This is a genomic window from Metabacillus sp. KUDC1714 (genome assembly GCF_014217835.1).
Taxonomy (GTDB): Bacteria; Bacillota; Bacilli; order Bacillales; family Bacillaceae; genus Metabacillus; species Metabacillus rhizosphaerae.
Genome location: NZ_CP055263.1, coordinates 1,331,859 through 1,357,180 on the forward strand (window position 1 = coordinate 1,331,859; position 25,322 = coordinate 1,357,180).

Annotated in this window: 27 protein-coding genes; 2 read left to right on the plus strand and 25 right to left on the minus strand. The window is 37.3% G+C overall.

The annotated features are described in order from the left end of the window. Nucleotides 1–36: 36 nt before the first annotated feature. From secA to HUW50_RS06600, 25 genes are all read right to left on the minus strand, one after another. Nucleotides 37–2,547 (minus strand): preprotein translocase subunit SecA, encoded by a 2,511-nt coding sequence (gene secA, locus HUW50_RS06480; protein WP_066333293.1) that lies wholly within the window; start codon nucleotides 2,545–2,547, stop codon nucleotides 37–39. A gap of 152 nt (nucleotides 2,548–2,699) precedes the next feature. Then, entirely contained in the window at nucleotides 2,700–3,593 is an 894-nt protein-coding gene (gene rbsK / locus HUW50_RS06485) for a ribokinase (protein ID WP_066333281.1), read from the minus strand. 56 nt (nucleotides 3,594–3,649) lie between these two features. Then, nucleotides 3,650–4,204 (minus strand): ribosome hibernation-promoting factor, HPF/YfiA family, encoded by a 555-nt coding sequence (hpf, locus tag HUW50_RS06490; RefSeq protein ID WP_066333277.1) that lies wholly within the window; start codon nucleotides 4,202–4,204, stop codon nucleotides 3,650–3,652. A gap of 468 nt (nucleotides 4,205–4,672) precedes the next feature. Continuing rightward, entirely contained in the window at nucleotides 4,673–4,936 is a 264-nt protein-coding gene (locus HUW50_RS06495; protein WP_066333272.1) for a hypothetical protein, read from the minus strand. 124 nt (nucleotides 4,937–5,060) lie between these two features. Next, nucleotides 5,061–5,300, minus strand: coding sequence for a hypothetical protein (locus HUW50_RS06500; protein WP_083964641.1), 240 nt, complete (start codon nucleotides 5,298–5,300; stop codon nucleotides 5,061–5,063). A gap of 121 nt (nucleotides 5,301–5,421) precedes the next feature. After that, complete coding sequence (locus tag HUW50_RS06505; RefSeq protein ID WP_066333267.1) at nucleotides 5,422–6,426, minus strand: RpnC/YadD family protein; 1,005 nt, start codon at nucleotides 6,424–6,426, stop codon at nucleotides 5,422–5,424. Nucleotides 6,427–6,781: 355 nt separating this feature from the next. After that, a complete protein-coding gene (locus HUW50_RS06510; protein ID WP_066333261.1) occupies nucleotides 6,782–7,135 on the minus strand; it encodes a flagellar protein FliT in 354 nt (117 codons plus the stop codon). Then, the gene (fliS, locus tag HUW50_RS06515; RefSeq protein ID WP_066333256.1) at nucleotides 7,135–7,536 is read right to left on the minus strand and encodes a flagellar export chaperone FliS; all 402 of its coding nucleotides are present in this window, start codon (nucleotides 7,534–7,536) and stop codon (nucleotides 7,135–7,137) included. Before fliS ends, HUW50_RS06510 begins: the two co-directional genes overlap by 1 nt. A 17-nt stretch (nucleotides 7,537–7,553) precedes the next feature. Next, the gene (gene fliD, locus HUW50_RS06520; RefSeq protein ID WP_066333354.1) at nucleotides 7,554–9,581 is read right to left on the minus strand and encodes a flagellar filament capping protein FliD; all 2,028 of its coding nucleotides are present in this window, start codon (nucleotides 9,579–9,581) and stop codon (nucleotides 7,554–7,556) included. An 18-nt stretch (nucleotides 9,582–9,599) separates the two neighbouring features. Continuing rightward, on the minus strand, nucleotides 9,600–9,950 hold the full coding sequence (gene flaG, locus HUW50_RS06525; RefSeq protein WP_066333252.1) for a flagellar protein FlaG: 351 nt from the start codon (nucleotides 9,948–9,950) through the stop codon (nucleotides 9,600–9,602). Nucleotides 9,951–10,617: 667 nt separating this feature from the next. Further along, nucleotides 10,618–11,808, minus strand: a complete 1,191-nt coding sequence (locus HUW50_RS06530) for a flagellin N-terminal helical domain-containing protein (RefSeq protein WP_066333243.1) — start codon at nucleotides 11,806–11,808, stop codon at nucleotides 10,618–10,620. 171 nt (nucleotides 11,809–11,979) lie between these two features. After that, nucleotides 11,980–12,213 (minus strand): carbon storage regulator CsrA, encoded by a 234-nt coding sequence (csrA, locus tag HUW50_RS06535; protein WP_066333240.1) that lies wholly within the window; start codon nucleotides 12,211–12,213, stop codon nucleotides 11,980–11,982. 11 nt (nucleotides 12,214–12,224) lie between these two features. Beyond that, nucleotides 12,225–12,662 (minus strand): flagellar assembly protein FliW, encoded by a 438-nt coding sequence (gene fliW / locus HUW50_RS06540; RefSeq protein ID WP_066333237.1) that lies wholly within the window; start codon nucleotides 12,660–12,662, stop codon nucleotides 12,225–12,227. Nucleotides 12,663–12,666: 4 nt separating this feature from the next. Next, nucleotides 12,667–13,236, minus strand: a complete 570-nt coding sequence (locus HUW50_RS06545; RefSeq protein ID WP_066333234.1) for a DUF6470 family protein — start codon at nucleotides 13,234–13,236, stop codon at nucleotides 12,667–12,669. Between the two features lie 73 nt (nucleotides 13,237–13,309). After that, complete coding sequence (gene flgL, locus HUW50_RS06550; RefSeq protein ID WP_066333232.1) at nucleotides 13,310–14,188, minus strand: flagellar hook-associated protein FlgL; 879 nt, start codon at nucleotides 14,186–14,188, stop codon at nucleotides 13,310–13,312. Between the two features lie 11 nt (nucleotides 14,189–14,199). Beyond that, the gene (gene flgK, locus HUW50_RS06555) at nucleotides 14,200–15,759 is read right to left on the minus strand and encodes a flagellar hook-associated protein FlgK (protein ID WP_066333230.1); all 1,560 of its coding nucleotides are present in this window, start codon (nucleotides 15,757–15,759) and stop codon (nucleotides 14,200–14,202) included. Nucleotides 15,760–15,778: 19 nt separating this feature from the next. After that, nucleotides 15,779–16,264 carry a flagellar protein FlgN gene (locus tag HUW50_RS06560; protein WP_066333228.1) on the minus strand — a complete coding sequence of 162 codons (486 nt, stop codon included), beginning with the start codon at nucleotides 16,262–16,264 and terminating at the stop codon, nucleotides 15,779–15,781. Nucleotides 16,265–16,300: 36 nt separating this feature from the next. Beyond that, nucleotides 16,301–16,564 (minus strand): flagellar biosynthesis anti-sigma factor FlgM, encoded by a 264-nt coding sequence (gene flgM / locus HUW50_RS06565; protein ID WP_066333226.1) that lies wholly within the window; start codon nucleotides 16,562–16,564, stop codon nucleotides 16,301–16,303. 67 nt (nucleotides 16,565–16,631) lie between these two features. Continuing rightward, the gene (locus HUW50_RS06570) at nucleotides 16,632–17,054 is read right to left on the minus strand and encodes a TIGR03826 family flagellar region protein (RefSeq protein ID WP_066333223.1); all 423 of its coding nucleotides are present in this window, start codon (nucleotides 17,052–17,054) and stop codon (nucleotides 16,632–16,634) included. Nucleotides 17,055–17,112: 58 nt separating this feature from the next. Continuing rightward, nucleotides 17,113–17,604, minus strand: coding sequence for a ComF family protein (locus HUW50_RS06575; RefSeq protein ID WP_232329038.1), 492 nt, complete (start codon nucleotides 17,602–17,604; stop codon nucleotides 17,113–17,115). 199 nt (nucleotides 17,605–17,803) lie between these two features. Beyond that, nucleotides 17,804–18,088 carry a late competence protein ComFB gene (locus tag HUW50_RS06580; protein WP_066333221.1) on the minus strand — a complete coding sequence of 95 codons (285 nt, stop codon included), beginning with the start codon at nucleotides 18,086–18,088 and terminating at the stop codon, nucleotides 17,804–17,806. 70 nt (nucleotides 18,089–18,158) lie between these two features. Continuing rightward, nucleotides 18,159–19,649, minus strand: a complete 1,491-nt coding sequence (locus tag HUW50_RS06585; protein WP_185653789.1) for an ATP-dependent helicase ComFA — start codon at nucleotides 19,647–19,649, stop codon at nucleotides 18,159–18,161. Between the two features lie 359 nt (nucleotides 19,650–20,008). Then, complete coding sequence (locus HUW50_RS06590; protein ID WP_066333209.1) at nucleotides 20,009–20,851, minus strand: DegV family protein; 843 nt, start codon at nucleotides 20,849–20,851, stop codon at nucleotides 20,009–20,011. 470 nt (nucleotides 20,852–21,321) lie between these two features. Continuing rightward, on the minus strand, nucleotides 21,322–22,008 hold the full coding sequence (locus tag HUW50_RS06595; protein ID WP_185653790.1) for a two-component system response regulator DegU: 687 nt from the start codon (nucleotides 22,006–22,008) through the stop codon (nucleotides 21,322–21,324). An 88-nt stretch (nucleotides 22,009–22,096) separates the two neighbouring features. After that, complete coding sequence (locus tag HUW50_RS06600; RefSeq protein ID WP_066333205.1) at nucleotides 22,097–23,260, minus strand: two-component sensor histidine kinase DegS; 1,164 nt, start codon at nucleotides 23,258–23,260, stop codon at nucleotides 22,097–22,099. A 177-nt stretch (nucleotides 23,261–23,437) separates the two neighbouring features. Between HUW50_RS06600 and HUW50_RS06605 the strand changes: the two genes are divergently transcribed. Both HUW50_RS06605 and HUW50_RS06610 read left to right on the plus strand, forming a co-directional pair. Further along, nucleotides 23,438–24,076: a YigZ family protein gene (locus HUW50_RS06605; RefSeq protein WP_066333203.1), complete on the plus strand. Its 639-nt coding sequence runs from the start codon at nucleotides 23,438–23,440 to the stop codon at nucleotides 24,074–24,076. Nucleotides 24,077–24,094: 18 nt separating this feature from the next. Further along, nucleotides 24,095–25,129: an LCP family protein gene (locus HUW50_RS06610; protein WP_066333200.1), complete on the plus strand. Its 1,035-nt coding sequence runs from the start codon at nucleotides 24,095–24,097 to the stop codon at nucleotides 25,127–25,129. Nucleotides 25,130–25,322: the final 193 nt, after the last annotated feature.

Consider the following 25,322-nt stretch of genomic DNA (forward strand, 5'->3'; position numbering starts at 1 on the left):
TCTATATTATATACCTTTTTCTCTATTGAAAGCTATTTATTGGCCACAGCAGTTTTTGTACTTTTTACCACTGCCACAAATACACGGCTCATTTCGACCAATTTCAACGACTTTACGAGACGGTTTTTTCTTTGGCGGTTCATCGCCTTCTTTTGGATGAACGGCTGTTTGGCCCTTCGCTACCTCTTGACGCTCAAGATTATTGCGAATTTGTGCTTTCATAATATATTTCGCAACATCCTCTTCAATGGAGGCAATCATGTTTTCAAACATCGCAAAGCCTTCCATTTGGTATTCACGTAACGGATCATTTTGACCGTATGCACGTAAATGAATACCTTGACGAAGCTGATCCATCGCATCGATGTGATCCATCCATTTTGAATCAACCGCACGAAGAAGAATAACTTTTTCAAACTCACGCATCTGCTCATCGCCGAAGTCTTCTTCCTTCAAGTTGTACAGTGCGATTGCTTTTTTGCTAATAAGCTCTGTCATTTCTTCTGGATCTTTTCCACGAAGGTCAGATATTCCAAGTTCACCTTCTTGAAGAATGTTGGCATTCATATAATCGATAATACCTTCTAAGTTCCATTCTTCCTCAACCTCATCTTGTGGTGTATAAGTAGCTACAGTGCGCTCAATCGTTGACAGAAGCATTTTTTCAACAATCTCACGAAGGTTATCAGAATCAAGAACTTCAAAGCGTTGTTTATAAATAACTTCACGTTGCTGACGTAATACATCGTCATATTGTAGAAGCTGTTTACGTGCATCAAAGTTATTACCTTCAACACGTTTTTGTGCAGATTCAACAGCACGAGAGACGATTTTACTTTGAATTGGTTGCGTATCGTCCATACCTAGACGATCCATCATATTCATCATATTTTCTGAGCCAAAGCGGCGCATTAACTCATCTTCCATAGAAAGATAGAATTGTGTTGCCCCTGGATCACCTTGACGTCCTGAACGTCCACGAAGCTGGTTATCAATACGGCGGGATTCATGACGCTCAGTCCCGATAACCGCTAAACCACCTATCTCACGAACTCCATCACCAAGCTTGATATCTGTACCACGACCAGCCATATTTGTTGCAATTGTAACAGCTCCACGCTGACCTGCATTTTCAATAATTTCTGCTTCCTTCTCATGGTTTTTTGCATTCAACACATGATGGGGAACTCCTTTTTTCTTAAGAAGCTGAGAAATTAATTCAGATGTTTCAACAGCAACCGTACCAACTAAAATTGGCTGACCTAGATCATGACGTTGTGATACATCCTCGACAACTGCACGGAATTTCCCTTCCATGGAACGGTAAACTAAATCAGCTTTATCATCACGAGCAATTGGCTTGTTCGTTGGAATTGCGACAACCTGCATGTTATAAATGTTGCGGAACTCTTCTTCCTCTGTTTTCGCTGTACCAGTCATACCAGAAAGCTTTTTATACATACGGAAGTAGTTTTGGAATGTGATTGTTGCAAGTGTCATGCTTTCATTTTGAATCTCTAGACCTTCTTTAGCTTCAATTGCTTGGTGAAGCCCATCACTATAGCGACGTCCCTTCATTAGACGACCAGTGAACGAGTCAACAATGACAACCTGTTCTTCTTCAACAACATAGTCAACATCGCGCTGCATCACAAATTGTGCTTTTAACGCTTGGTTGATGTGATGATTTAACGCAACATGGTTGATATCGAAAAGATTTTCAATTCCAAAGGCTTTTTCAGCTTTTGTCATACCGTCCTCTGTAAGCTGAACAGCCTTTGTTTTCACATCATATGTAAAATCTTCTTCCTGCTTTAATTGGCGAACAAAGCCATTCGCTTGGATATAAAGCTTTGTCGATTTCGCAGCTTGTCCTGAGATAATTAACGGTGTTCTCGCTTCATCGACTAAGATCGAGTCAACCTCATCGATTACGGCAAAATTAAGTGGACGTTGTACCATTTGCTCACGGTAAAGAACCATATTGTCGCGCAAATAATCAAATCCAAGCTCATTGTTAGTTGAATATGTAACATCTGCAGCATATGCTTCACGTTTTTCATCTTTGTTAAGTGAGTTTAAGTTAAGACCAACTGTTAGGCCAAGGAATTCAAATAACTGTCCCATTTCATGTGCATCACGACTTGCTAAATATTCATTGACTGTGACAACATGTACACCTTCACCAGATAGCGCATTTAAATAAACAGGCATTGTTGAAGTTAAGGTTTTCCCTTCACCTGTTTTCATTTCTGAAATATTCCCTTCATGTAAGGAAATACCACCCATTAACTGTACCTTGTATGGATGTAAGCCTAACACACGCTTCGCTGCTTCACGAACAACAGCAAACGCCTCTATTAAAAGATCGTCGAGTGATTCACCTTTTGCAACGCGACCCTTAAATTCTTCTGTTTTTGCTTTAAGATCATCATCAGATAAACCGCTCATTTTACTGCTTAATGCATCAATCTGATCAGCCATCTTTTCATAACGATTTAACGCACGTTTGTTAAAATCAAACACCTTATTTAAAATTCCAAGCATCATAACGCTCCTCTGTGTTTAGAGTGAAATTATCATTTTTGTTTGTTGATTGTTTTTTGTTAAACTATCCTTTATTTTAGCACTATTTGAGATGGGGTACAACCGGGTGCCTGTCACCGCCCGAATTTTGTCGAATCGCTCTGGTGAGACAATTACCGTGTAGAAATAAACTCTTCCGCTTCCTGTAATGTCGGCATCCCCGCTTGAGCACCAAGTTTAGTAACAGACAATGCTGCAACTGCATTGGCAAATTGGCAGGATTCTTTTAAGGCAGCACCATTGCTTAAAGAGAAAGCTAACGCTCCATTGAAGGAGTCTCCTGCACCAGTAGAATCAACAGCTTTGACTTTATAGCCTTGGATAAAAGTTTCTCCATTTTGATAAAGCATTACACCTTTTGATCCTTTTGTTACGATGCATTTTTCTTTAACTTGGATTAATTCTTCGTCAGTCATGTCATTTCTAGATAAGAGCATTTCTTGTTCGTGTTCGTTTGGTGTTATGTAATCTACTTGTAGGATTAGTTCCTTTGGTAGTTTTTGAATCGGAGCAGGATTTAAGATCACTCGCACGTTATGTTTTCTTGCTAGTTGAACAGCTTCAATAACACTTTGTAATGGGACTTCGAGTTGTAAAAGCACGATATCACTTTCAGCAATGATGTGTTCATGCTGTTTAACGACTTCAGGTGTTACAAAATGATTTGCACCAGATACGATGATAATGCTGTTATCTCCATTGGAAAGAGTTATCGAGGCAATACCTGTTGAAGTTTCGGGGATGGTTTTAACATTTTCCATTGAAACTCCTTGAGCGGTTAAATGATTTTTTAATTCACTCCCAAATGCGTCGTCTCCTACGCAGCCAATCATTGTGACCTCTGCTCCTAATCTAGCAGCTGCAACAGCCTGATTTGCACCTTTTCCACCTGGAATTGTGAAAAAGGATTCCCCTAAAACGGTTTCCCCGACTTTTGGAATTGTATTTGTTTTCGTAACAAGGTCCATGTTTATACTACCTATTACGGTAATTTTAGGTTTACTCATCAATTTCTCCCCTATGAAATAAAATAACAGCGCCCTAATTAGGCGCTGTCCTTGTTTTATACGTGAGGCTCAATTAAGCCATATTTTCCATCTTTACGTTTATAGACAACATTCGTTTTATTCGTTTTAGAATCCGTAAATACAAAGAAACTATGACCTAACATGTCCATTTGCAGGATCGCTTCCTCGCTGTCCATCGGCTTTAAGTTAAAGCGCTTAGTACGAACAACCTCTTCCTGATCTTCCTCATCTAATGGAGCGTTTTCTTCAGGTAGTAAATTGCTAAATACAAACTTTGGAGCACCCTGCTCACGAAGCTTGCGATTGACTTTTGTTTTATGCTTACGAATTTGACGTTCTAATTTATTTACCACAAGATCAATGGCTGCGTACATATCTTGATTATGCTCCTCAGCACGGAGCACAAGATCTGTCATTGGAATCGTTACTTCTATTTTTGACTCCTGGTCATTATAGAATTTTAAGTTTACATTTACATTTGCGTCAACTGAATCTTCAAAGTATCGCTCAAGCTTACCAATTTTCTTTTCTGCATATTCTCTTAATGCTGGAGTTATTTCAATGTTTTCCCCTCTGACGTTATATCTCATGATTGAACTCCTCCTTTATGATAAAGCTATGTATACTTAATTCTATATTTCCCTGCTTGTCTCCTGCTAAAACGTAAAAATTTCGTGAAAAATTTGTGAAAAATGTTGAAGATTGTTTTATTTTTGTAAATACAGGATTAAGTGTAATAGTATATGCGCTTACATTTGGGGATATGTATTGGTTAATTAAGGTACAAAAAAACTTACTAAATTACTTTAGTAAATTCAGAACTCTTTAAGGTTGTTGATTGGCTAGAGCAGGAATGGAACTTTTCGTTTGTTCCACATATCGATATCACGAAAATGTGATTCGAATATAATCGAATTCCCTTCGTTTTTGCCACATTATTTCGAGTGAATTTATGATAGTCTCCAATTTTAAAATGCCGGCTGATACCTGCTTGTTACTGCATTGCTTGGACTTTTCCGGGTGGTGACAGTGCACGAGGAATTTGGGGCTGAAGTGTATTACGATTGATTTATTTTACGAAGTTTTTTCTCATGTTGTAAAGTTTTTACGGAGATAAAATCAATCGTTTCTTGTGACTCTGTTAGTCCAACACGAAAGCCATCCTTTTTCTTCTCTATTCTATCTAATCGGTCATCAATATTGTCGAATCTTTTATCAACTTGTTCAAATCTTTCATCAGCTTTTTTAAACTTTTGATCCATATGATCTGAATGTATTTTTAATGCATTGAGTATTTCCTTTAGCATTGTTTCCTGTTCCATTATGATACCTCCTTCATTATTATTTCAAAGTCATTATGACTAAATTTACATACTCTCCCTAGAAGATTTTATGGATGAGCGAATTATTATTCTGGACATACATTTGGGTCTTAGACTTATTTTCCTAATTGTTCATATATTTTCTCTTTAGTTCCTCCACTATCTCAATTGATAGCTTTACATACTTGGATACTAGATCTACAGGCATACCATCTTTCATTAGTTCAACTGCAACCAGCTTCTGACGTTCTTCAATTCCTTTTTCTCGTCCCTCTTCTCTTCCTTCTTCTCTCCCTTCCTCTCTTACCAACCTCTTCAATTCCCCAAAAGTCGGCGGCAAATTGTTTCGATCTAAATACATCATTTCTATTTCCTCCTTTGTAAGAATGATTTCTTCCCGTAGTTTTTGTGTTAATTCAAATGGGAGTTGTAATAGATATAATCAATGAAGTATATTAATGCGGATAAGGATAAATATATTTCCCCTAATTGTTCAGATATTCCCCCTTCAATTCCTTCACTATTTCACTTGACAGTTTTACATACTTGGCAACTAGTTCTACAGGCATACCATCTTTCAAAAGTTCAACTGCAACCAGCTTCTGACCTTCTTCAATTCCTTTTTCTCGTCCCTCTTCTCTTCCTTCTTCTCTTCCTTCTTCTCTCCCTTCCTCTCTTACCAACCTCTTCAATTCCCCAAAAGTCGGCGGCAAATTGTTTCGATCTAAATACATCATTTCTATTTCCTCCTTTGTAAGAATGATTTCATTCTGTAGTTTTTGTGTTAATTCAATCGGGATTTGTAATAAATAATCAATGAAGTATATTAATGCGGATAAATATATGTATCGTTCTTCTTGGGGATAATCATTTTTTTGCAACACTAATTGGATTAATTTTCGTTTAAAACGATAACGCTTCTCTGAGTCATTTTTTGCTTCATTGGCAAGCTTTCCAGCTAATACTGCAATAGCAAATGGATTACTCGATTGCAGAAGCTTTGTTTTATCTTGATCAATAAATTTGTAAATATTATATTCATAAGTTAACACTGTTCCATAAGATGTACGATGAAACGTGTTAGGTCGGAAGTGTTTGGAGGTATCTGTTAATAAAGCAATCGCAACAATTTCTTGGTCGTATTTATCAAATATTCGATAATAATAACGAAACATTCTTTTTGCAAAGTCAGGATCACGATCTCCCTGTACTTCAATGTGAATTAACAGCCACTTCTCCTCTCCACTTTTTAGAAATACTTTTACAATTTGATCAGCAACTTGTCTTCCTTTTCTTTCATGAATAATTTCCTGAAAAAGCTCCTGTTGTAAAAATTCAGGTTCCTTTAAAAAATCAATTTTTTCATACAGGTCAGTTACAAAAAATAAGACAAACTCCTCAAACAACTCATAGATTAACTTTTTCCATAGACCATCATAATCAACAGTTCCGTATTCTCGAGGTTTCTCAAAAACCCTGTTTAATAACATTATTTTATCACATACCTTTTTAATTTTATACATTCATTGCTTAATGTACAGAACATTTGTTCTCATTTATTTTATCATATATTTATCTCATCCTCTACCTCTTTTCACGAAAAAAACTCGCCATGAAAGACGAGTTTTACTGTGTAATATAGGGTTGTAACTGAGTCTGAACGGATTCTTTCCATTTTATATAGATATGAACTAATTGCGTTTTAACAAACTCGTGAAGTTTTTTTAACAGTTGTGAAAATGGATGCCTCACCGACTAAAGTTAAAATCACTTGATCAAATGCAGAGTTAGATGTGAAGAATCAACTCATATTGATCACTTGTTAAGGATACCATTACGGTTCACCTATTTTCGTTTATCATAGAACATGCCATCAGATGTGGAAATGCCTTGATATGGATTGACATATTGTTGATTGGACGACTTCGTCTTTTTTAATTGCATCATGTCTTGTTGGATTTGTTGCTTAATCTCAGTGAATCTTTTCGTAATAACTTCATTCCAAGTGACAATTTGCTGAAATAGTTGCTGATCATTTTTAGTAAAAGGTGGCTGAACATCGCTTAAGAGCTGATCACGATTTTCTAACAAAGATGTTATCTTTTCAATACATACATCTCTTGCTTCCTTTGCGATCGGCTGTGACACCAATTGAAAAAGCTGTTCGGTTACTCCGTATACTTTTTTTAATCGAGACACTACGCTTGACCGCCTTGACGATGCTGTTGTTGACGAGTAATTTGAATAACCTGCTTCCATGTATCGCGGAATTCAACAACCAAACCTTCAACTTCCTTTAAAATTGACTCATCATTCTTCACATTCGCTTCCGTTAAACGATGGTTAATATAGTCGTACATAACGATCATATTTTTAGAGATTTCCAGATCCATATTTAACGTGACCATGAGTTCTGTAATAATTTTCTGTGCTTTTTGGATATTGGTATTTTTATTTTCTATTTCTTTATTTTCAATTGCTGAGCTAGCTAGTTTAATAAATTTAAGACAGCCATTGTATAGCATTAACGTAACTTCACCTGGGGAAGCGGTTGTTACTGCATTTTGCTGATAGGCTGCGTACGGGTTATTCATTGCCATAGGTGACACTCCTTTTATTATGATGAGAATTGCTGCATGAGATAGGACATTTGTGAATTTGATTTTTGGATTGCTTTTTCCATTGCTGTGAACTGTGCCCAGTAACGGTTTTCGACTTGTGTTAGGCGGTCTTCAAAGCGATCCATTTGATCTGTAATTCTGTTAAGGTTTTTCCCTAATGTAAAAGTATCATTAGTTGCATTTAAATTTCCTGCTTTAGTTTTAATACTGTCCATTGTATTTGTTAAACTGTCATATAGTCGATTTAGAATTCCTTGTTCTCCACTTGTAGAACCGCTGCTAGTAAATAGCTTTTCTACAGATTCTGGATTTTCTTCAATTGCTTTCCGAAGCTCATCTTCATTAATAACTAACTTTCCACCTTCAAGATAATTCGACGTTGTGGTTATCCCGATGCTAGATAATTGTTTAACGTTGGAATCAACTGTTGCATTACTTACTGGTGAATAAAAGTCAGTCCGCATTTTTGAAAGTAGGCCTGAAAGTAAGGAATCTCTGCGAAGTAAACCACTTCTCGCCATCTCTTCCCATTTTTCCTGTTGCTTTTCAGATAGCCCTTCTCGCTCTGTATCTGTCAATGGCAAATAATCCTTGTATTTCTCCTCATTCACCTTTGTTTGAATTTTTTCAATTAACTCATTGTAAGAGTTAACAAACTTTGTAATATTTTCAACGACTTTATTTGTATCGTTAGCAACGTTAATCGAAATACTCGGTTCTGTACTTAACAGCTTATCCTTTAACGTAAATGTCACACCATTCATGTCAAACGTGTTTGATGTACGTTCAGTGCTGAGTCCGTTTACAGTAAAAACAGCATTATCCCCACCTGTTTCTGATCCACTTCCAAAGCGTAAAATATTATTTAGAAAACCAGGTGTAGTGATGATTTCATTTCCAGCCTCGTTAAAATCACCAGTTTCTTTGCGAGTTAATGTTACTTGGTCTGTGAATGTATCATAATAAGCTGATAGGCCAGCATCAGAAGAAGAGATTTTACTTAATACTGAATCAAGGGAATCTGAACCTTGGACAAGAAATCGTTCGTTTACCTGACCATTTGAAGTATGGGAACCAATATCGAATGCAAAATACATTTGTTCATAAGCTACTTTTACTTCCGTATCTTTTGCTTGTTGATTTGTAAACGTAATTTTCCCACTTTCATCAATTTTTGCAAACACCGAGTTATCAGCTGCTAAAAGTTCATTTTTATTTGTACCGCTATTTCGATAATCAATACCGTTAATTGTAACAACAACCTCGTCCTGTAGAGATATAGGACTCTTGGCTAATTGGATTTCTGTGAAGTCGGCTGTTGGTTTTAAAATTTCAATTTTTTTAGTTGCTGCAAAATCAACCTTAATTGTGCTTCCTTTAGAAATTTCATCAAAGAACTCCAGATTGCCGTCTTTATCAACTCTTACATCTCCAGTTTGAAGAGTAGCTGCTGGATCAGTGATGATATTAAATGACTTTCCATCCACCTTAACTGTTGTATGGTTAGCAATTTCCTGTAATTCTACACCTTCTGCCAGAGTTAGCTTGAATGTTTTTCCGTTGGCTGATGGAGATATAGTTTGAGTTTCAACACTCCCAGAAGTCCAACCAAAGTTTGTATTAGCAAAGTTATCTTTCATGCTATAAAGACTTACCGATGCATCGATCTTAGTTCCAGTTTTAGAAATTGCACCTGCATTCACCTTTGTTGCAGCTGTTGCAAGCTGATCAATTCTTGAAATTGTAAAGGATGATAGGTCTGCTGCACTTTTTGCAATAGCAGTTATTTTACTTTCGTTAGACGAGGTAACAGTACGTGCACCAAAATTAGATGATAGCTTCATATCAAATGTTTGATTTCGGAAGTTTAATAGCAGTGTGTTCATCTCGCGATAAGCATCACGCTGCCATTCTATAACTTGTTTATTTTTCGTTAATTTATCTAGCGGCATACGTTCTGCCTTCATTAGGTCAGATACGATCGTATCAATATCCATACCACTAGCTAGTCCACCTATTCTCATTGCCACTCCATCCACCTCCTAAATTTTTTTATCGACGATTAACCCAACAAAATCGGTCATGGCAGTATAAATGTCTAACCACTTTTTTGAAGGAATTTCTCTGACTATCTCATTTGTGTTGTTATCAACAACAGTTACGTAATATTCATTTAGTTTTTCGTGAAGTTCAAATTTAATATGGGTATTAGCCGGTTGTAATACTTCATTAATTCCATCTATGACACGTTCCATTTCCTCTTTAGATGGCGATTTTTCTTGTATATTTTGCTTAGCAATTATATTAGGTTCGATCGTTTCATTTTGGCCAGTTGGTTTTGTTGTTTCAAAGTTGTGAAGTGCTGGCTGTGAAGATAGTTTTTCTACCGACATTAGGAACACTCCTCTGATTATTCTCTATTATTTATATCGGCTATTAGTTGGTAAAGTTTAAATAAATGGAGAAATAAACTGATAAGAATTCAATTTTATCAAAATAGTATCTATACCTTACTTTTACATTATTTTAGTAATATGGAAACATCAGTTCGTTATTATAATAAATTGAGAGGTGATCAAATGTGGAATTGTTAAATCAGTTAAATGAAGTGAAAAGAAATATTTTAATTGCTAGTATTATTTGGAAAAAGGCTTCCTCTGAATAGAGAAAGCCTTTTTTTAGTAAAATTAACGAAGAAGTTGAAGAACTCCTTGTGGTTGTTGGTTCGCTTGCTTTGCGACTATGTCTTTCGATCATAGAATAGACTATATCTTCACCCTTAATCTAGAAAGGGGCTGGGCACTTCGAACAGCATTAACTGCCCTACGAGATTCATAGTCATAGCTTTCGCCTTAGACCGTGTTCTCTAGTCGTTGAACCTTCTCCAGAGTTTCCTCACAGGAGCTTGGCTGCTGATTATCCATTATCACATCTTCATCATTTTCACACCTTCACGCCTACCATTTCTGGTTACGTTGTGGTTGATGAAGCTTTAGAAAGTTCCAGCAATTCACCCAGTTATACTCTAGCTCGTTACCAAGCTAGACGCCCTCTAATCAATTATCTCAGAAGTTGTAACACACCTTGAGGCATTTGATTGGATTGAGCCAACATTGCTTGTGCTGCTTGAGAAAGAATAGAATTCTTAGTTTGGTTCATCATTTCTTTCGCCATGTCAACGTCTCTTACACGCGATTCAGCAGCTGTTAAGTTTTCAGAGGATGTGTTCAAGTTATTGATTGAGTGTTCTAGACGATTTTGGTAAGCACCCATTTTAGAACGTTCTGCAGATACCATTTTAATTGCATCATCTATAACCTTAATAGCAGAATCTGCATCACTTTGAGTTAGAACTCCACCAGTTGAAGCAGTATCAGGATCAACTTTTAAAGATGAAACACTAGTAGTAGTTCCTCCGATTGCTCCAACAGTTATTTTTAACGAATCTGCTACATCTACAGTACCACCTGCACCATTAGCAGTTGTTACTGCATTATCAGTCTTATTTACTAATGCAATTTTCCCATCTGGTTTTACTTGCACTGATACTAAATCCTTAAATACAGCATTTCCCTGAATTTGATTGTTAATTGCATCAACTACACCCTTCACACTACCATAATCTTGGTCAAGAGTAATTGCCATTGTATCAGCACCAGCATTTGCAGATAAGGCAAGTTCAGAATCTAACGCACCTGAAAAATCTGTAACAATAGATGCACTAGAGACTTGGCCACTTCCAGAAACAGTTCCAATTGCATCTGCATTCATATCATTGAACTGAATATCCATTGATTGACCTTGATCGGCACCGATATGAATTTTCTCGTTTAAACTTCCACCTAACAGATTTTTAGTGTTAAATGTAGTATCATCAGCTATTCTATCAATTTCATCAACTAATTGGTTTAACTCTTTTTGTATTTCTTTACGATCATCATCTGTCATTGTTCCGTTAGATGCTTGAACAGTAAGTTCACGTTGACGTTGTAGAATACTATGAGTTTCATTTAATGCACCTTCTGCAGTTTGAATCAATGAAATACCATCTTGAGCATTTTTGGCAGCTTGATCCAATCCACGAATTTGCCCACGCATTTTTTCAGAAATTGCTAATCCAGCAGCGTCATCACCAGCACGGTTGATACGAAGACCTGAAGACAATTTCTCCATTGATTTACCTTGAGCACTTGAAGCACTATTCAACTGACGATAAGTGTTAAGAGCTGCAATATTATGATTAATTCTCATTATAAATTTCCTCCTTGAATATATGAATGATCCACATCCTTGTGAATCTTCTAAGTTAAGGTGTCCCTCATGTCGGCCGCCATTTGGTTCAACCTCTTACTTTATATATCGTCGCTAGGTTGAAAAGTTTAATAGATTTTGTAGAAAAAAATAAAAAAACCTCAAGTTTTTTTACTTAAGGTTTTTGGGCTGTGTTTTTAATAGTTCTAGGATGTTTGGGAGTATGGAAGCTGCTTCATTATTTGATTCTTGGATGGACATATAGATTTCTTTTCGATGAACCTCAATGTCCTTTGGAGCTTTAATTCCTAACTTTATTTGGTCACCTTGAACAGAAAGAACGGTAATTTCAATATTATCTCCAATTTGAATTGATTCATTTAGTTTTCTTGTTAGTACTAGCATCCATCCACCACCTACTTCACTACTTTTTCTGGAATTAATTTTTGCTTAGTTATATATTGAGTATCTGTTAAGATAATTTGTTTCGCTTGATTATTCCTTGTGTTAAGAACGATCGGGGCCTGTAAATTTGCAGTTGAGTCTTCGAATGGATCCTTGACGTTCAATATTGTCCACACTGTTACATCTTTTTCAGATGTTAATTCAAGTAATTGCTTATCGTTTTCAGTAATATCAAATTCATACGTTTCAAAAAAGTCAAACGGATTAACAGTGACAAACCCCAACTCCGGTGTCTCTGTTGATTGCAATATCCAAAACGGTGAATCGCTATCTAAAGGAAGTAATACAAATGATTTCTCATCTAGAAAGCCTGGCAACCCATTTTGGAAACGAAGAATGTCCTTTTCCTCTATCTCAATAACCCCATGATACTTTGTTGTTAGTTTCATTCATTTATTCTCCTTTATTTACAGGTACAAAATCAGTATGGAGTTCGTTTCTTCTTTCCAGATTCACTTCAACCGTTCCTGGTTGATAGTCAATGATTGGTTTATTTTGCGATACGTCTATATTAGGTTTATTTTGCGTAACCTCGATGTTTACCTTCGCAGGCTCATATTGAATTTTCACACTACCAGCCGAAGGTATAAACCCAACATTAAATGGATAAATCGGCTTTTGACTTCGTTTCTTCGCTATATCAGCAAGCGGATTTCCTCCGTCCTCTATCCGCTTTAATTGTTCGCCTTCTTCAGCTCTGCGGGCGATTCCTGCCATTACATCTTGATGTCCCTGTTGTGCAGCCTCTCTAATTCGCCGTGAAATATGCTTCAAATCCATGTCTGCCCATGCTTCAGTTTGATCAATTGATAGATTAGACGGGGTGGCTTCTATTGATAACTCGGCTTTCGGCTGTTCAATTGAAAGGTCTGCTTTTGGTTGTTCGATTGTTTGCTGTCCTTTAGTAGTATGAATACTAATTTGCGCGGTTATACTTTGCAAGCGAATTTGCGGTATTTTCATTTCCTTCACTCCCTAGTAAAAAGGTCTGACTCATCCCAATGTGTCAGACCCAATCAATCCTATTTAATGTTACTTATCTTAAGAAATCTATCAATGACGGCTGAATAATCTTTGAACTAACCGCTAAGGATGCACGGTGAATGCTTTCTTGGATTGTTAAATCGGTGATGACTTTCTCAATGTCAGCATCTTCATTCTCAGATAAAATTCGACTTGCGATAATTTCCTGATCTTGAATTCTTGTATCAATCATTTCTAAACGATTGTAGCGTGCTCCGATTTCAGAGCGTTCTGCAGACATGACATCGAAATGTTCATCTATTTTGCTAAGAAATTCATCGCCGCTTTCTATGCTGCCACTATTTAACGCATCCTCAATTGATTGCAGTGTATTAAATAGTTCACTACCAAACACATTTGTTGGGTTTATATTCACTTTGAGCTTTACGCCATTTGAAACTTCTACTTTAAATGCATCGGTATTCATATCCACAGTAATGCCACTATCATCAATTGTCACAGGAGCACTATCAGTTTTTGTTCCGTTAAAGATATAACGACCAGCTACTTGTGTGTTTGCCACATTTGCTAAGTCTTCCTTTAACTGTCCAATTTCAACTCCGATTGCTTTTAAATCCTCTGGACTGTTTGATCCGTTGCTACCTTGTACAACTAGCTCACGTACACGCTGAATAACCTGTGTTGCATGCTCAATACCAGATTCAGAGCTTTCCATCCATTGATATCCTTCCGATAAATTCCGCTTATACTGTTCCACTTCAGTCAAATTCGTTCGATAGTACATCCCTTTAATCGCTACAACCGGATCATCAGAAGGTCGGTTGATCTTCTTGCCTGTTGCAAGCTGATCTTGGTATTTCCCCATATTTGAATAGCTTTGGCTTAAGTGGCGAAGCGAGTTTGTCGCCAGCATTCCTTGAGTTACACGCATGTTTTACTTACCTACCTTCCTGATAATCCCATTCCATTGATAATACGATCTAATATTTCATCCTGCATCGTGATCATTCGTGCAGACGCATTGTAGGCATGCTGGAATTGGATCATGTTTGTCATTTCTTCATCAAGTGATACGGCACTGACTGATTGTCTTCTAACATCTACTGCATCTTTAAGAACTCCACTGTTTGCTGTTAAGCGTTCAGCTTCTTGTGCGTCAACTGCCATTCCACCGATGATACTTTCATAATAGTTTTGAAAGGAAGTCGTGTTTCCATCTATACTAAATGTTTTGTTTTTTACATCGGCAAGCTTGGATGCGTTCTGACTGTCACCTATTGCAACTTCGCCATCTGCGTTAGGCAGTGCTGCAGCAATATGATCAGTAGAATTGATGATATCTTGTGAGATTTTGATAAGCTCTGCTGCTCCTTTTGAATCTGTTAATCCATCTTCACCGAATGCGAAGAAGTCTACAGGAGTATGCGTCTTTGAATTATAGTCCTCAATACTCCAGCCTTCCTTATGTGCTTCATTAAATTTAGTAGCAAACTCAAATGCCATTGTATCGATATTTCCAAGCATATCTGGAAATAGTCCTTTTTCAAAGATACTTGTTCCACTTTCATACGTATAGCCATATGAATCAATTAAACTGCTAATTTTTCCAGTACTATTAAACTCTAAAACTCCTAGTGTTTTTTGACCAATTGATACGGTTTCAACTAAGCCGCTATCTTTTTTGTAGCCCACTGTTAGTTCATTTACTTTTTTATTTTTTGCATCAACTAGTGTACCAAGTGAGTTTCCGTTGTCATCAACGATTTCAACTGTTAGCGAACCTTCTGCGATGGCAAGGGCATTACCTCCAGAAGGATTTGAAGTTACTTTAACATTAGCAAGTGATGAAAGTTGGTCGATTAAACGATCTCGTTCATCATATAAGTCATTTGGTAAATAACCGTGCGGTTCGATTTCAGAGATTTGTTTATTGATGTTATTAATTTGTGAAGCTAGCGAATTTATTTCCTTTACTGTAACATCCAGCTCATTTTTCAGATCACCTTGAATGGATTTCAATGATGTTGAAAGATAGTTGAATGTTTCTGCAACAGCAATGCCGCGTTCACGTACGACCGAGCGGGCGCCTGCATTTGTTGGGTTAACCGCTAAGTCTTGCAGGGATTGCCAGAAACGATCAAGAGTGATAGATAAGCCCGAATCAGATGGCTCATTCATAATTTCCTCCATCTTTTCTAACGCGTTTGCACGAGAATCCCAGTAACCGAGTTTGTTATTTTCACTTCGGTATTGAACATCTAAGAAATCCTCACGAACTCGTTGTACCGTTCCTGCCTCAACACCAGTACCCATTTGACCTGGTATGACAGGACTATTTTTTGAAACAGTTGGATATGGTGTTGTTTGAACAAAGTTAACACGCTGACGTGAATAACCAGGTGTATTTGCATTCGCAATATTGTGTGCTGTTGTGCTTAGGGCACTTTGTTGTGTGAACATTCCTCGTTTTGCAATCTCTAATCCATAAAAAGTAGATGTCATTGAGTTTTTCCTCCTTTCGTTATGCTTGTGAATCAAATAAAGATCGACGCTTTATATCTGATTGTGTTTTATTTCCGTCCGGTCGATTGTAGTTCGTAAGGCTTTCCTGAGGCATTAACATATCTAAAGAAATGGACACAAATTGTAAGGCCTGCTGTGTTAAATCTCTATTTAGCTGGTTAGCTGCTGTCAGCTTTTCCATCACTTCGGTGAATTCGTTAGCGATTCTCTCCAGGGATTGTTTTTCATGACCTGAAGATTTTTCAATACATGCTGAAAGTGTTAAATTTTCAGCATGACCCAGAAATTCTGAAGTAACCTGGACTCTTTCTGCTTCCAGTTGTTTAATTGCCTGAACAAACATTTGCTCTTTTTTCAGCAATTCCTTTAATTCTTCGATATTCTCACTCTTCAAGCTTTCCGTTTTCTGGAGGGTTATTTTATGGAGATTTTGATGAAGTTGTAAAAGTTTCTCTAGATTTTTAATCAATTTCTCAGCTGACATTTATATAACCCTCCGTATTGAAAGCTTGTAAGTCAATTATTTTTTGTAAAAGTTAACCAATCCCGTTGCAATCGCCTTCGGATCAATTGTATATGTGCCGCTCTCTAGTTGTGTTTTTATCGCTTGAACCTTTTCTTGTCTTGCTTTTGTTACCTCGTTTGATTGTTGGAGATCGATTGCTTTTGAGGAAATCTCTACTTTATCTTCCTTTGTTTGAGGTTTTTGTGCTGCTGTAGCACTTTTTTCTAAACTGCGTTTATATGGATTTACACCCATAGAACCAAGATTATTTATTTTCAAGAGGATCCCTCGCTTTCGTGCGTTATATATATTATTTATCGGATTGTTTTAACCAAGTTTTAGTGATTCACCTTTTTTTAGTACTTTGGGAGTAGTAAGTGTAACTAGACGTTTTTAGTTGGTTCCGCTCACTAATCTTTTCTACCTGCTCCATTTGATCCAGTTGCTTGTGAATATCCTGTTTACAGCTTTCACAAATCTTATCTTCTTTAATCGTTTTTCCACATTTTGCACATGGGTATCCGAGATTAGGAAAATTAGAAAGCTGAATTCTACCATTACGTATAAATTTTAACACCAATTCTTCCTCAACACCCGTCGCTTCAACGACTTCATGAAGCATTGCTTTGCGATTTTCACGCTTGCGTAAAAATTGGTAGACTGTTTCATATGCTTTTTCTTCTATTTTGAAACAGCCATCACATACTGAACGAAACTGTGTTTTTACAAATAAGGCATTACATTTTGGGCAGTTTGATAGTTCTCCCATTGTCATTCTCCTATCCGAATATGATCTATTACTTATATCGGCAGGTATATTAATTTTTTTAGCTTCTAATTAATGTTAAAGAGGAAACACTTGTAGCTCCGTGTTGAATAAGTAGCTTTGCAGCATGCCTAAGTGTGCTCCCTGTTGTATAAATATCATCTATTAATAAAAAACTTCTATTATCTATTTTACTTGATTCTGTCACAGAAAACACATTTGAGGCTGTTAATCGTTCGAGACGTGATTTTTTTGATTGTTTTTCATGGTGGGTTCGTTGGAGAACGTCTAGTTGGGGAATAGGGAGGAAATCAGCGAGCAGTTTTGCTTGATTAAAACCACGTTCATACAAGCGTTCTTTGCTTAAGGGGATCGGGATTGCATAGTCAATATTTTGAGAGGAAATTTGGTTTTTATAAACGCCAAGAAAGTCGTTTTGAAATACGTTAACCAAAGCAGCATCTCCACGGAATTTAAAGGTTGCAAGAACTTCCTTTACTGCGTCATTATATTCAAATACTGAGATGTTTTTGTGGAGGATGTTTTTCCACATAGGATCATCCTCCCACCTTTGGCAGTCACTACACCGCGTTTCTGTTTCCTGTGGCCGACTACAGCTAGGACAGGTTGCCCCTGTAATCTTTTTTAACGCTTGATAGCACTCATCACATGCTGTATTTTCAGGTAGCAACAGCAAGCTTGTCCATGAAGCCTTGTTAGCAATCTCTTCATTACAGATAAGACATATAATCTTAGATCTTCTCCTTTTGTTGATTTTGGCATGTCGGATTATCAGAAACAATCTTTGCACATTCAGCTAGTTTTACTAGAAGTGAAGTCATTTCTTGTTTATCAATAAATTCGGCCTTAATATACATGACTTTCTCTGCCTTCGTCACATAACGAGGGTGGGTTTTATTTAATGTGAGGGCTAGGATGTCGTCTAAGCACTCATTGCAGGTGCAATTTAGCTGTAGTCGAGTTTTATATTCGTCTAATAAATCCTTCATAATCCGTTCCATCGCGTTAATGATCATGCTTACGATCTCCTTGCTGTCAATATTACTTTGATTATGACATAGAAAGGATTTATGCGAAAGATCTATACTATTTATTGGTAAAATCCTCACTCCTTACTGCTTCCTTATTCATTTGTAGAATATGGCTTTTGGCATCCAGCATCGCTTGTGTTTTACCAAAGTGAAACAGAATGATGTCGCCAGTTGGATATGATGCACTTCTTCCAACTCGGCCAGATATTTGCACTAGTGCACTTTCAGTAAAAATATCATCCTCACTGCCGAGCACAGCTACATCACTGTTTGCAATTGTCACGCCTCGTTCTAATATCGTAGAAGTTACTATGATTGGCACTTCTCCGTTACGAAAACTCCTTACCTTTTCCTTTCTCTCTGGGTCTTCTGCATAGACGCCGACAATTCGCTCATCGTAATGCCTGCACAGCTGTACAACTTGGTCGATGATTTTAACAGATGGCACAAATAAAAACGCCTGCTTGTTACGTTGCAGCTGTTTGGTCATCCACTTGATAATAACGTTTGGTAATCTTCCCTTTTTTAATTGCTTCTTCCAATTTCCACACCAAGAAAATTGTGGAACGGGTAATGGATGTCCGTGATATCTAGCTGGTATTTTCACAGTTCTTCGTTTCTTTTGTTCCACATCTTTTTTCCATTGCTTAGAGGGAGTAGCTGTTAGATAAATGAGAGAACTAGTGGCTTTGCGGGATTTTTCTACCGCATATTGTAGGGAACTATCAGCAGTGTAAGGAAACGCGTCCACCTCATCTACAATGACCGTATCAAATGCTTCTTTGAATCGTAATAATTGATGTGTTGTTGAAAGATAGAGTGATGCGGGCTTGTGGTTTTCTTCACTTCCTCCGTATAGTGCAGCGACGGCGGTGGTTGGGAATACGTTTTTAAGTCGTGGGGTTAATTCTAGGACAACATCTGTGCGTGGAGTGGCAATGCAGATTTTCTTTCCAATAGATAATGCATATTCAATCCCTTTAAATAATACCTCTGTTTTTCCAGCACCACAGACAGCCCATACGAGAAGCTCTTGATCATGCTTGATGGCATTTACTACCTGCTCCGATGCATGAGCCTGTCCCTTCGACAGGACTCCGTTCCAATCTAGAGATGCGGATGATCTTTCTGCTGGTGGAGTGCCCACCCAACTATATAAGGGAGTGCATTCGCTTACTCGCCCCATCATTATGCATTTTCTGCAATAATGACATTGCTGTTCTCCACAACGGGCACAGGAAAAGTACGCAAATAGTGAAGGATTATTGTTGCCACAACGATTGCAGGTTAAGTGATCCTTTTCACGAAAAATACCATGAGTTAATGTAATAAAGCCATGCTGATAATGAGTGTGAAGTTGTTCAACTGTGAAGGGAATTTCCGAATGAAGCAATTCCTTACCTGATAGGTATTGCTGTAGCTCTGGAGAGAAATTAAATTCTTCATTAATTGGGTTTTGTGGAATGGATGTGCACTTAGAAATCGGCAATCCTTCTTGGTGGGAAAGTACTGGAGTAAGACTATTATTTTGAACAGTAAATCTCATTTGTCACCTCATTCACCTCTTAAAATTTTCCGATATCGTTTTTCTACACTAATCGCAGTACGAGATAATTGGGTAGCGATATGTCTAAATTTCATGCCGCTATTGCGTAATTCTAAGAGTTTGCGGTCTTCTAAGGTTGTCCAATGGCGATAAGTTCTTTTCTTGTCTTCACTTTTGTTTTTTATTTCTTGACTTGAGGTAAAACTCATAGCAATCAAACCTTCCTCTGCATAGTACATGAGTATTATGAATGATATTTACCAGCCTGTCCATAATTTACTAAAATAGAGGAAAAAAGTACTAGAACTTCTGTACTTTTCCCTTATGCATTTTTTTATAAATCCTATTTAAAACAACACTTATTTCCTATACCACCCTAGACCAATCGCACCCTCTCCTAGATGAGTTCCAATCACAGGTCCAAAATAGCTAGTCAAGCATTCAACATTTGGATACTTTGATTCAAGCTCCTGCTTCAGTTTCTCGGCTACATCTGGTTGATTGGCATGAATCGCCACTGCTCGGATTGGAATGTTTTTTTCAGCATCCTCGTTAAAAAGCTCATACATTCGGTTTAACGCTTTCTTCCTTGTACGAATCTTTTCAAAAGGAACAATGACTTTATCTTCAAAATGGAGAATCGGTTTAACTTGTAGTAAGCTACCGATCAATGCTTGGGCTCCACTTAAACGTCCCCCTCGCTGCAAGTTCGTTAAATCGTCAACCATAAAATAGGCACGCATTGACTGCTTCATTTCTTCTAAGCGAGCTAAGAGCTCCTCAGGAGTTTTTCCAGCTTGCGCCATTTCTGCTGCTTCAAGCACATAAAAACCTTGTACCATACAGCTCACTTCTGAATCAAATGGGTAAACCTTTATGTGATCAACCATAGTAGCTGCGGTTGCTGCTCCGCTGTATGTACCACTAACTCCGCTTGAAAGGTGGATTGAGATGACTGCATCATATTCTTCAGATAGTTTTTCGAATAATTCCACAAACATCCCCACCGGAGGCTGTGATGTTGTAGGAAGCTCCTGCTTCTCTCTAATTTCAGCGAAAAATTGCTCTGCTGTAATTTCGACCTCTTCCTGATAGGTTTCCATCCCAAAATTGACGCTTAATGGAATCATATGGATCTTATGCTTATCACGGATTTCCTTTGTGATATATGCGGTACTATCTGTTAAAATAGCCGTTTTCATAATTTTAATTCCTTCCTTGTAACAATACTTATAGTTTACTTATATTTTAACGGATCATGTATGTAATTACACTACCTTTAGCATTGAAGTCAATAGCAATCTAAAGTGGAAAATGAATTTATTGTCGCCTGTTATGCTTTTATTGTCGAGTTCGTACGTTTTTGTCCAGTTTTTGCTCTTTTCTATGTGCTTGTTGTTTTTAAAACAAAAACTAATTCAGGTTGATTGGAACGGATTGCGAGACTCCTGCGGGAGTAGCGGGACAGGTGAGACCCCACAGGCGTTTATGCCGAGGAGGCTCACCGCCCGCCCCGCGGAAAGCGAGCAACTGGAGCGGAAATCAACCACACCACAACTTGGTACTACCAACAAAGTTTGCTAAAACAGCCTTAAATATTCATAATGCTAATTATATCAACCGAAACAAAAAGAGCCAGACCCCTAAAAAGAGCCTGACCCGCTAATTACATTTACTTTACTTCAACCCAACCATTTTTAATCGCAACAACAACAGCTTGTGTACGATCATTTACACTCATTTTTTGCAAAATATTACTTACATGGTTTTTAACTGTTTTTTCACTAATAAATAATGCTTCACCAATTCCACGGTTGCTTTTACCGTCTGCAAGCATTTGTAAGACTTCACACTCGCGTCGAGTAAGAATATGTAATGGACGACGGATTTCCGGTTGTAAGTGCTGAGTTGGATTAGCTTGTCCACTTGATGTTGCCAGTCGTCTAAACTCATTGACTAAATTATGGGTTACTTTTGGATGTAAATAAGAGCCACCATCTGCGACAACCTTTACTGCCTCAATTAGTGTATCTGCGTCCATCTCTTTTAATAAGTAACCTCTTGCACCTGTCTTTAACGCGTGCGTTACATAGTTCTCATCATCATGTATTGATAAAATAATGACCTTTGTATCAGCGTTCGCTTCAATTAATTGTTTTGTTGCTTCGACACCATTTACTTTTGGCATGTTGATATCCATGATCACGACATCAGGCTTGTGTGCCTCAACAATTGCTAAAGCCTCTTCCCCGTCATCACCTTCTGCAACAACCTCAAAACTTGGTTCGAAATCTAAAATGCGTTTTACACCTTCACGAAATAACTGATGATCATCAATAATTACAATTTTCGTCTTCATGCTTACGCCTCCCCACTAGTTTATTCTAGTCTATTAGCCATCTATACCGTCAATAAGCCTTTAGACCGTATTTATCTGAATACCTTTGTTAACCAACTTGATATGGTACTTGAATCATGATAAAAGTCCCTAAACCAACCTTAGAATCAATCGTCATTTTCCCTTCTAACAAGTCAACTCTTTCCTTCATGCCAATAAGTCCAAATGATTTCTTGTCTTTATTCCCTTTGAATTCTTCTAATTTAAACCCTTTACCATTGTCTTTAATGACCATTGTAAAGGTCTTCTCGGCTGCTTCGACCTTTACAGAAATCTCTGTAGCTTCCGCATGCTTTAAGGCATTTGTAACCGCCTCTTGAGCAAGCCGGAATAGGGCAACCTCAAATCGAGAAGTAAGTCGTTTAGCCTCAAGGCAGCCAAGACTTTCAAAATAAATCTTCGTTTTTCCATTATATTCTTCGATTGTATTCATATATTTTCTGAGGGTCGGAATAAGTCCTAAGTCATCTAACGCCATTGGTCTTAAGTCATAGATAATCCGACGAACCTCATATAAAGCATTACGAACGTTTTGTCGCAAGTTGCGAATTTCCTTAAAGCCTTCCTCAGCACCACGTTCACGATAAATCCGTTCAATTAGTTCAGAACGCATCATCACGTTGGCAAGCATTTGCGCCGGGCCATCGTGTATCTCTCTTGATACCCGCTTTCGCTCCTCCTCTTGGGCTTCGATAATCCGTAACCCAAAGTCCTGTTTTTGCTGGGCATCCTCTAATAGTAAACCGACCTGACGAATATCACGATTTAAATAATTTAAAACAACTGTAATTTGACTAACAAGTGACTGAGAACGTTCAATAATTTCCTGAAGCCCAAGTAAACGACGCTCGAGATCATCACGACGAACACGCAGCTGCTTTTCATGCTGCTGAATCATTGTAAGCTCTACTTGAAGCTTGTGAGCCTTTTCATAAGCCTCCCGAATTTCATCCTCGGAAAACTCCTTAAAATGTTTACTCACTTGTGAAAGTCGATTACGTGCAAATCGCGCATGGACTTCAAGCTTATCTCCTTCTTCAATCACTTTACTCACTTGGACTTTTATATCCTTTAGTTCCACTACTAACTCTTCATATTGCTGACGAGACTGCTCACCAATTTGAAAAATCTCACCCTTGCTTCCATCCACCGTATGGATCATTTTATCTAAAACTTCATCGAGTAATTTGCTATCTATCTTATTGGAGTTCACGATTTTCCCTCCGCTATTTTATGTAAGCTAAACCTGACTAACAACACCATTTTACAAATTTCAACGTAACTCTTTTTAGTTTGTCACATTATTAACGATTGAAGTAAAAAAAATGTCGTTTTATAATAAAAGAATATGCTATTCTAATTTTGCTTGCTTGTCAGGAGGTGTACAAGCATGCTTTCACATTATTATACCGTAAAAGGCTATGGAGAGCATGAAATAATTATCCAAAAATCACGTTTTATTTGTTATATAGAGCGAGTAACCAATGAACAAGACGCTCAGAGCTTTATTCAACAAATAAAAAAGAAACACTATGACGCCAATCACAATTGCTCTGCATATATCATTGGGGAAAATGATCATATCCAAAAAGCAAATGATGATGGTGAACCTAGTGGAACTGCCGGAGTTCCCATGCTAGAGGTTCTAAAAAAGAAACAATTAAAAGACACGGTAGTCGTTGTTACCCGTTACTTCGGCGGTATTAAGCTTGGAACCGGTGGATTGATACGCGCTTACGGAAAGTCTGTTTCTGAAGGGTTAGGCGCGATCGGAATTGTCGAACGAAAGCTAATGCGTGTGATGCATACAAAAATTGATTATACATGGTTGGGAAAAGTGGAAAATGAATTACGTTCTTCCACATTTTTGTTGAAAGAAATTCATTATTTAAATGATGTTGAAGTGGAAGCATATGTAGAAGAAGATAATAAGGGTACCTTTATAGACTGGATGACGGAGCTTACGAATGGGAAAGGTTATATTTCAGAAGGCGAAGTCACTTATCTAGAACAAATAGTTCAAAATTAACTGTAAGAGGAGAAATTTATGGATAGAAAACAAATGAGGAAGGTTAGAAAAAAAAGAAAACGTCCTATCCTTAGGAGAATTCTTTTTTTTACAATTCTTTTATTTTTAGTTATCAGTTGTTATATCGGTTATGTTTTATTTGAAACCTATCAAGCGGCAAGTGAGTCATATTCAGAATTGGAAAGAGGAGAAAAATCTAAGCTTCGAACTGAAGCAGTAGAAATTTCTGAAGATCCTTTTTCAGTATTACTTTTAGGCATTGAGGATTACTCCTCTGGTGGTGAACAAGGCCGAACAGATTCAATTATTGTTGCAACAATTAACCCAAAGGATCAATCAGTTAAACTGATTAGTATTCCTAGGGACACGATGGTATACCAGGAGGAACGAGAAAAGGAAGACAAAATTAATCATGCCTATGTTTTTGGTGGTAAAGAAGCAACAATTAATGCAGTTGAAACCTTATTAGACATTCCAGTAGATTATTATGCAACAGTAAACTTTAATGGTTTTAAAGAAATTGTTGATGAAATTGGTGGAGTTACGGTTGATGTCCCTTTCGATTTTTGGGAAAACAGCGATGATCCGGAGAATAAAAGAAGAATCGAGTTTTATGAAGGAACAATGAAATTAGATGGAGAAGAAGCATTGGCCTATGCAAGGATGAGAAAGCGTGATCCTCGAGGTGACTTTGGCCGAAATGATCGTCAAAAACAAATCATCACTGCTGCTGTTAATTCTATGCTGTCACCGAAAAATTTGTTAAAATTTGATGATATTGCTAAACATATTGGGAATAACGTTGAAACAAATATGAAAGTAAGTGAAGGTCTGGGATTACAAAGTCAATTTAAAAACTTTAATGCATCTTCTATTGAGCAATTATCAGTCGAAGGTTCTGATGAGTATATAAATGGGACATATTATTATATCCCAGATGAAGAAAAGCTCGCTGAATTAACAACAGAATTACAAACTCATTTGAATCATAGTAATAGTAGCTCATCTGGTAGTACTGATACTACTTCTGCGGATAGTACTATTGAAGAATAAAGTGAAAATAACTGTGGGGTTCTTCTCCTCAGTTTTTTTCATATAAAAGGGTTTATTTCTTATTAAATAGATGAACAATAATACTGAAACCTTTTTTACCTTAATCACGTCTAATAAAAGATGCTACTATTAATAAACGATTACATTTCAGAAAAAAGATTGCATAATTAATTAAAATCATTTATCCTTCTCA

Excerpts from the sequence above, each read along its gene's own strand:
- HUW50_RS06495 (WP_066333272.1), bottom strand. The coding sequence starts at position 4,936 with ATGGAACAGGAAACAATGCTAAAGGAAATACTCAATGCATTAAAAATA.
- HUW50_RS06545 (WP_066333234.1), bottom strand. The coding sequence starts at position 13,236 with ATGAAAATACCGCAAATTCGCTTGCAAAGTATAACCGCGCAAATTAGT.
- rbsK (WP_066333281.1), bottom strand. The coding sequence starts at position 3,593 with ATGAGTAAACCTAAAATTACCGTAATAGGTAGTATAAACATGGACCTT.
- HUW50_RS06530 (WP_066333243.1), bottom strand. The coding sequence starts at position 11,808 with ATGAGAATTAATCATAATATTGCAGCTCTTAACACTTATCGTCAGTTG.
- flgL (WP_066333232.1), bottom strand. The coding sequence starts at position 14,188 with ATGCGTGTAACTCAAGGAATGCTGGCGACAAACTCGCTTCGCCACTTA.
- HUW50_RS06575 (WP_232329038.1), bottom strand. The coding sequence starts at position 17,604 with ATGTGGAAAAACATCCTCCACAAAAACATCTCAGTATTTGAATATAAT.
- HUW50_RS06605 (WP_066333203.1), top strand. The coding sequence starts at position 23,438 with ATGCTTTCACATTATTATACCGTAAAAGGCTATGGAGAGCATGAAATA.
- fliW (WP_066333237.1), bottom strand. The coding sequence starts at position 12,662 with ATGAAACTAACAACAAAGTATCATGGGGTTATTGAGATAGAGGAAAAG.
- fliS (WP_066333256.1), bottom strand. The coding sequence starts at position 7,536 with ATGGCAATGAATAACCCGTACGCAGCCTATCAGCAAAATGCAGTAACA.
- HUW50_RS06560 (WP_066333228.1), bottom strand. The coding sequence starts at position 16,264 with ATGTCAGCTGAGAAATTGATTAAAAATCTAGAGAAACTTTTACAACTT.
- HUW50_RS06580 (WP_066333221.1), bottom strand. The coding sequence starts at position 18,088 with ATGATCATTAACGCGATGGAACGGATTATGAAGGATTTATTAGACGAA.
- secA (WP_066333293.1), bottom strand. The coding sequence starts at position 2,547 with ATGCTTGGAATTTTAAATAAGGTGTTTGATTTTAACAAACGTGCGTTA.
- HUW50_RS06610 (WP_066333200.1), top strand. The coding sequence starts at position 24,095 with ATGGATAGAAAACAAATGAGGAAGGTTAGAAAAAAAAGAAAACGTCCT.
- hpf (WP_066333277.1), bottom strand. The coding sequence starts at position 4,204 with ATGAGATATAACGTCAGAGGGGAAAACATTGAAATAACTCCAGCATTA.
- fliD (WP_066333354.1), bottom strand. The coding sequence starts at position 9,581 with ATGAGAATAGGTGGACTAGCTAGTGGTATGGATATTGATACGATCGTA.
- HUW50_RS06595 (WP_185653790.1), bottom strand. The coding sequence starts at position 22,008 with ATGAAGACGAAAATTGTAATTATTGATGATCATCAGTTATTTCGTGAA.
- HUW50_RS06570 (WP_066333223.1), bottom strand. The coding sequence starts at position 17,054 with ATGGGAGAACTATCAAACTGCCCAAAATGTAATGCCTTATTTGTAAAA.
- HUW50_RS06585 (WP_185653789.1), bottom strand. The coding sequence starts at position 19,649 with ATGAGATTTACTGTTCAAAATAATAGTCTTACTCCAGTACTTTCCCAC.
- HUW50_RS06505 (WP_066333267.1), bottom strand. The coding sequence starts at position 6,426 with ATGTTATTAAACAGGGTTTTTGAGAAACCTCGAGAATACGGAACTGTT.
- HUW50_RS06590 (WP_066333209.1), bottom strand. The coding sequence starts at position 20,851 with ATGAAAACGGCTATTTTAACAGATAGTACCGCATATATCACAAAGGAA.
- HUW50_RS06500 (WP_083964641.1), bottom strand. The coding sequence starts at position 5,300 with ATGATGTATTTAGATCGAAACAATTTGCCGCCGACTTTTGGGGAATTG.
- csrA (WP_066333240.1), bottom strand. The coding sequence starts at position 12,213 with ATGCTAGTACTAACAAGAAAACTAAATGAATCAATTCAAATTGGAGAT.
- flgK (WP_066333230.1), bottom strand. The coding sequence starts at position 15,759 with ATGACATCTACTTTTTATGGATTAGAGATTGCAAAACGAGGAATGTTC.
- flaG (WP_066333252.1), bottom strand. The coding sequence starts at position 9,950 with ATGTCGGTAGAAAAACTATCTTCACAGCCAGCACTTCACAACTTTGAA.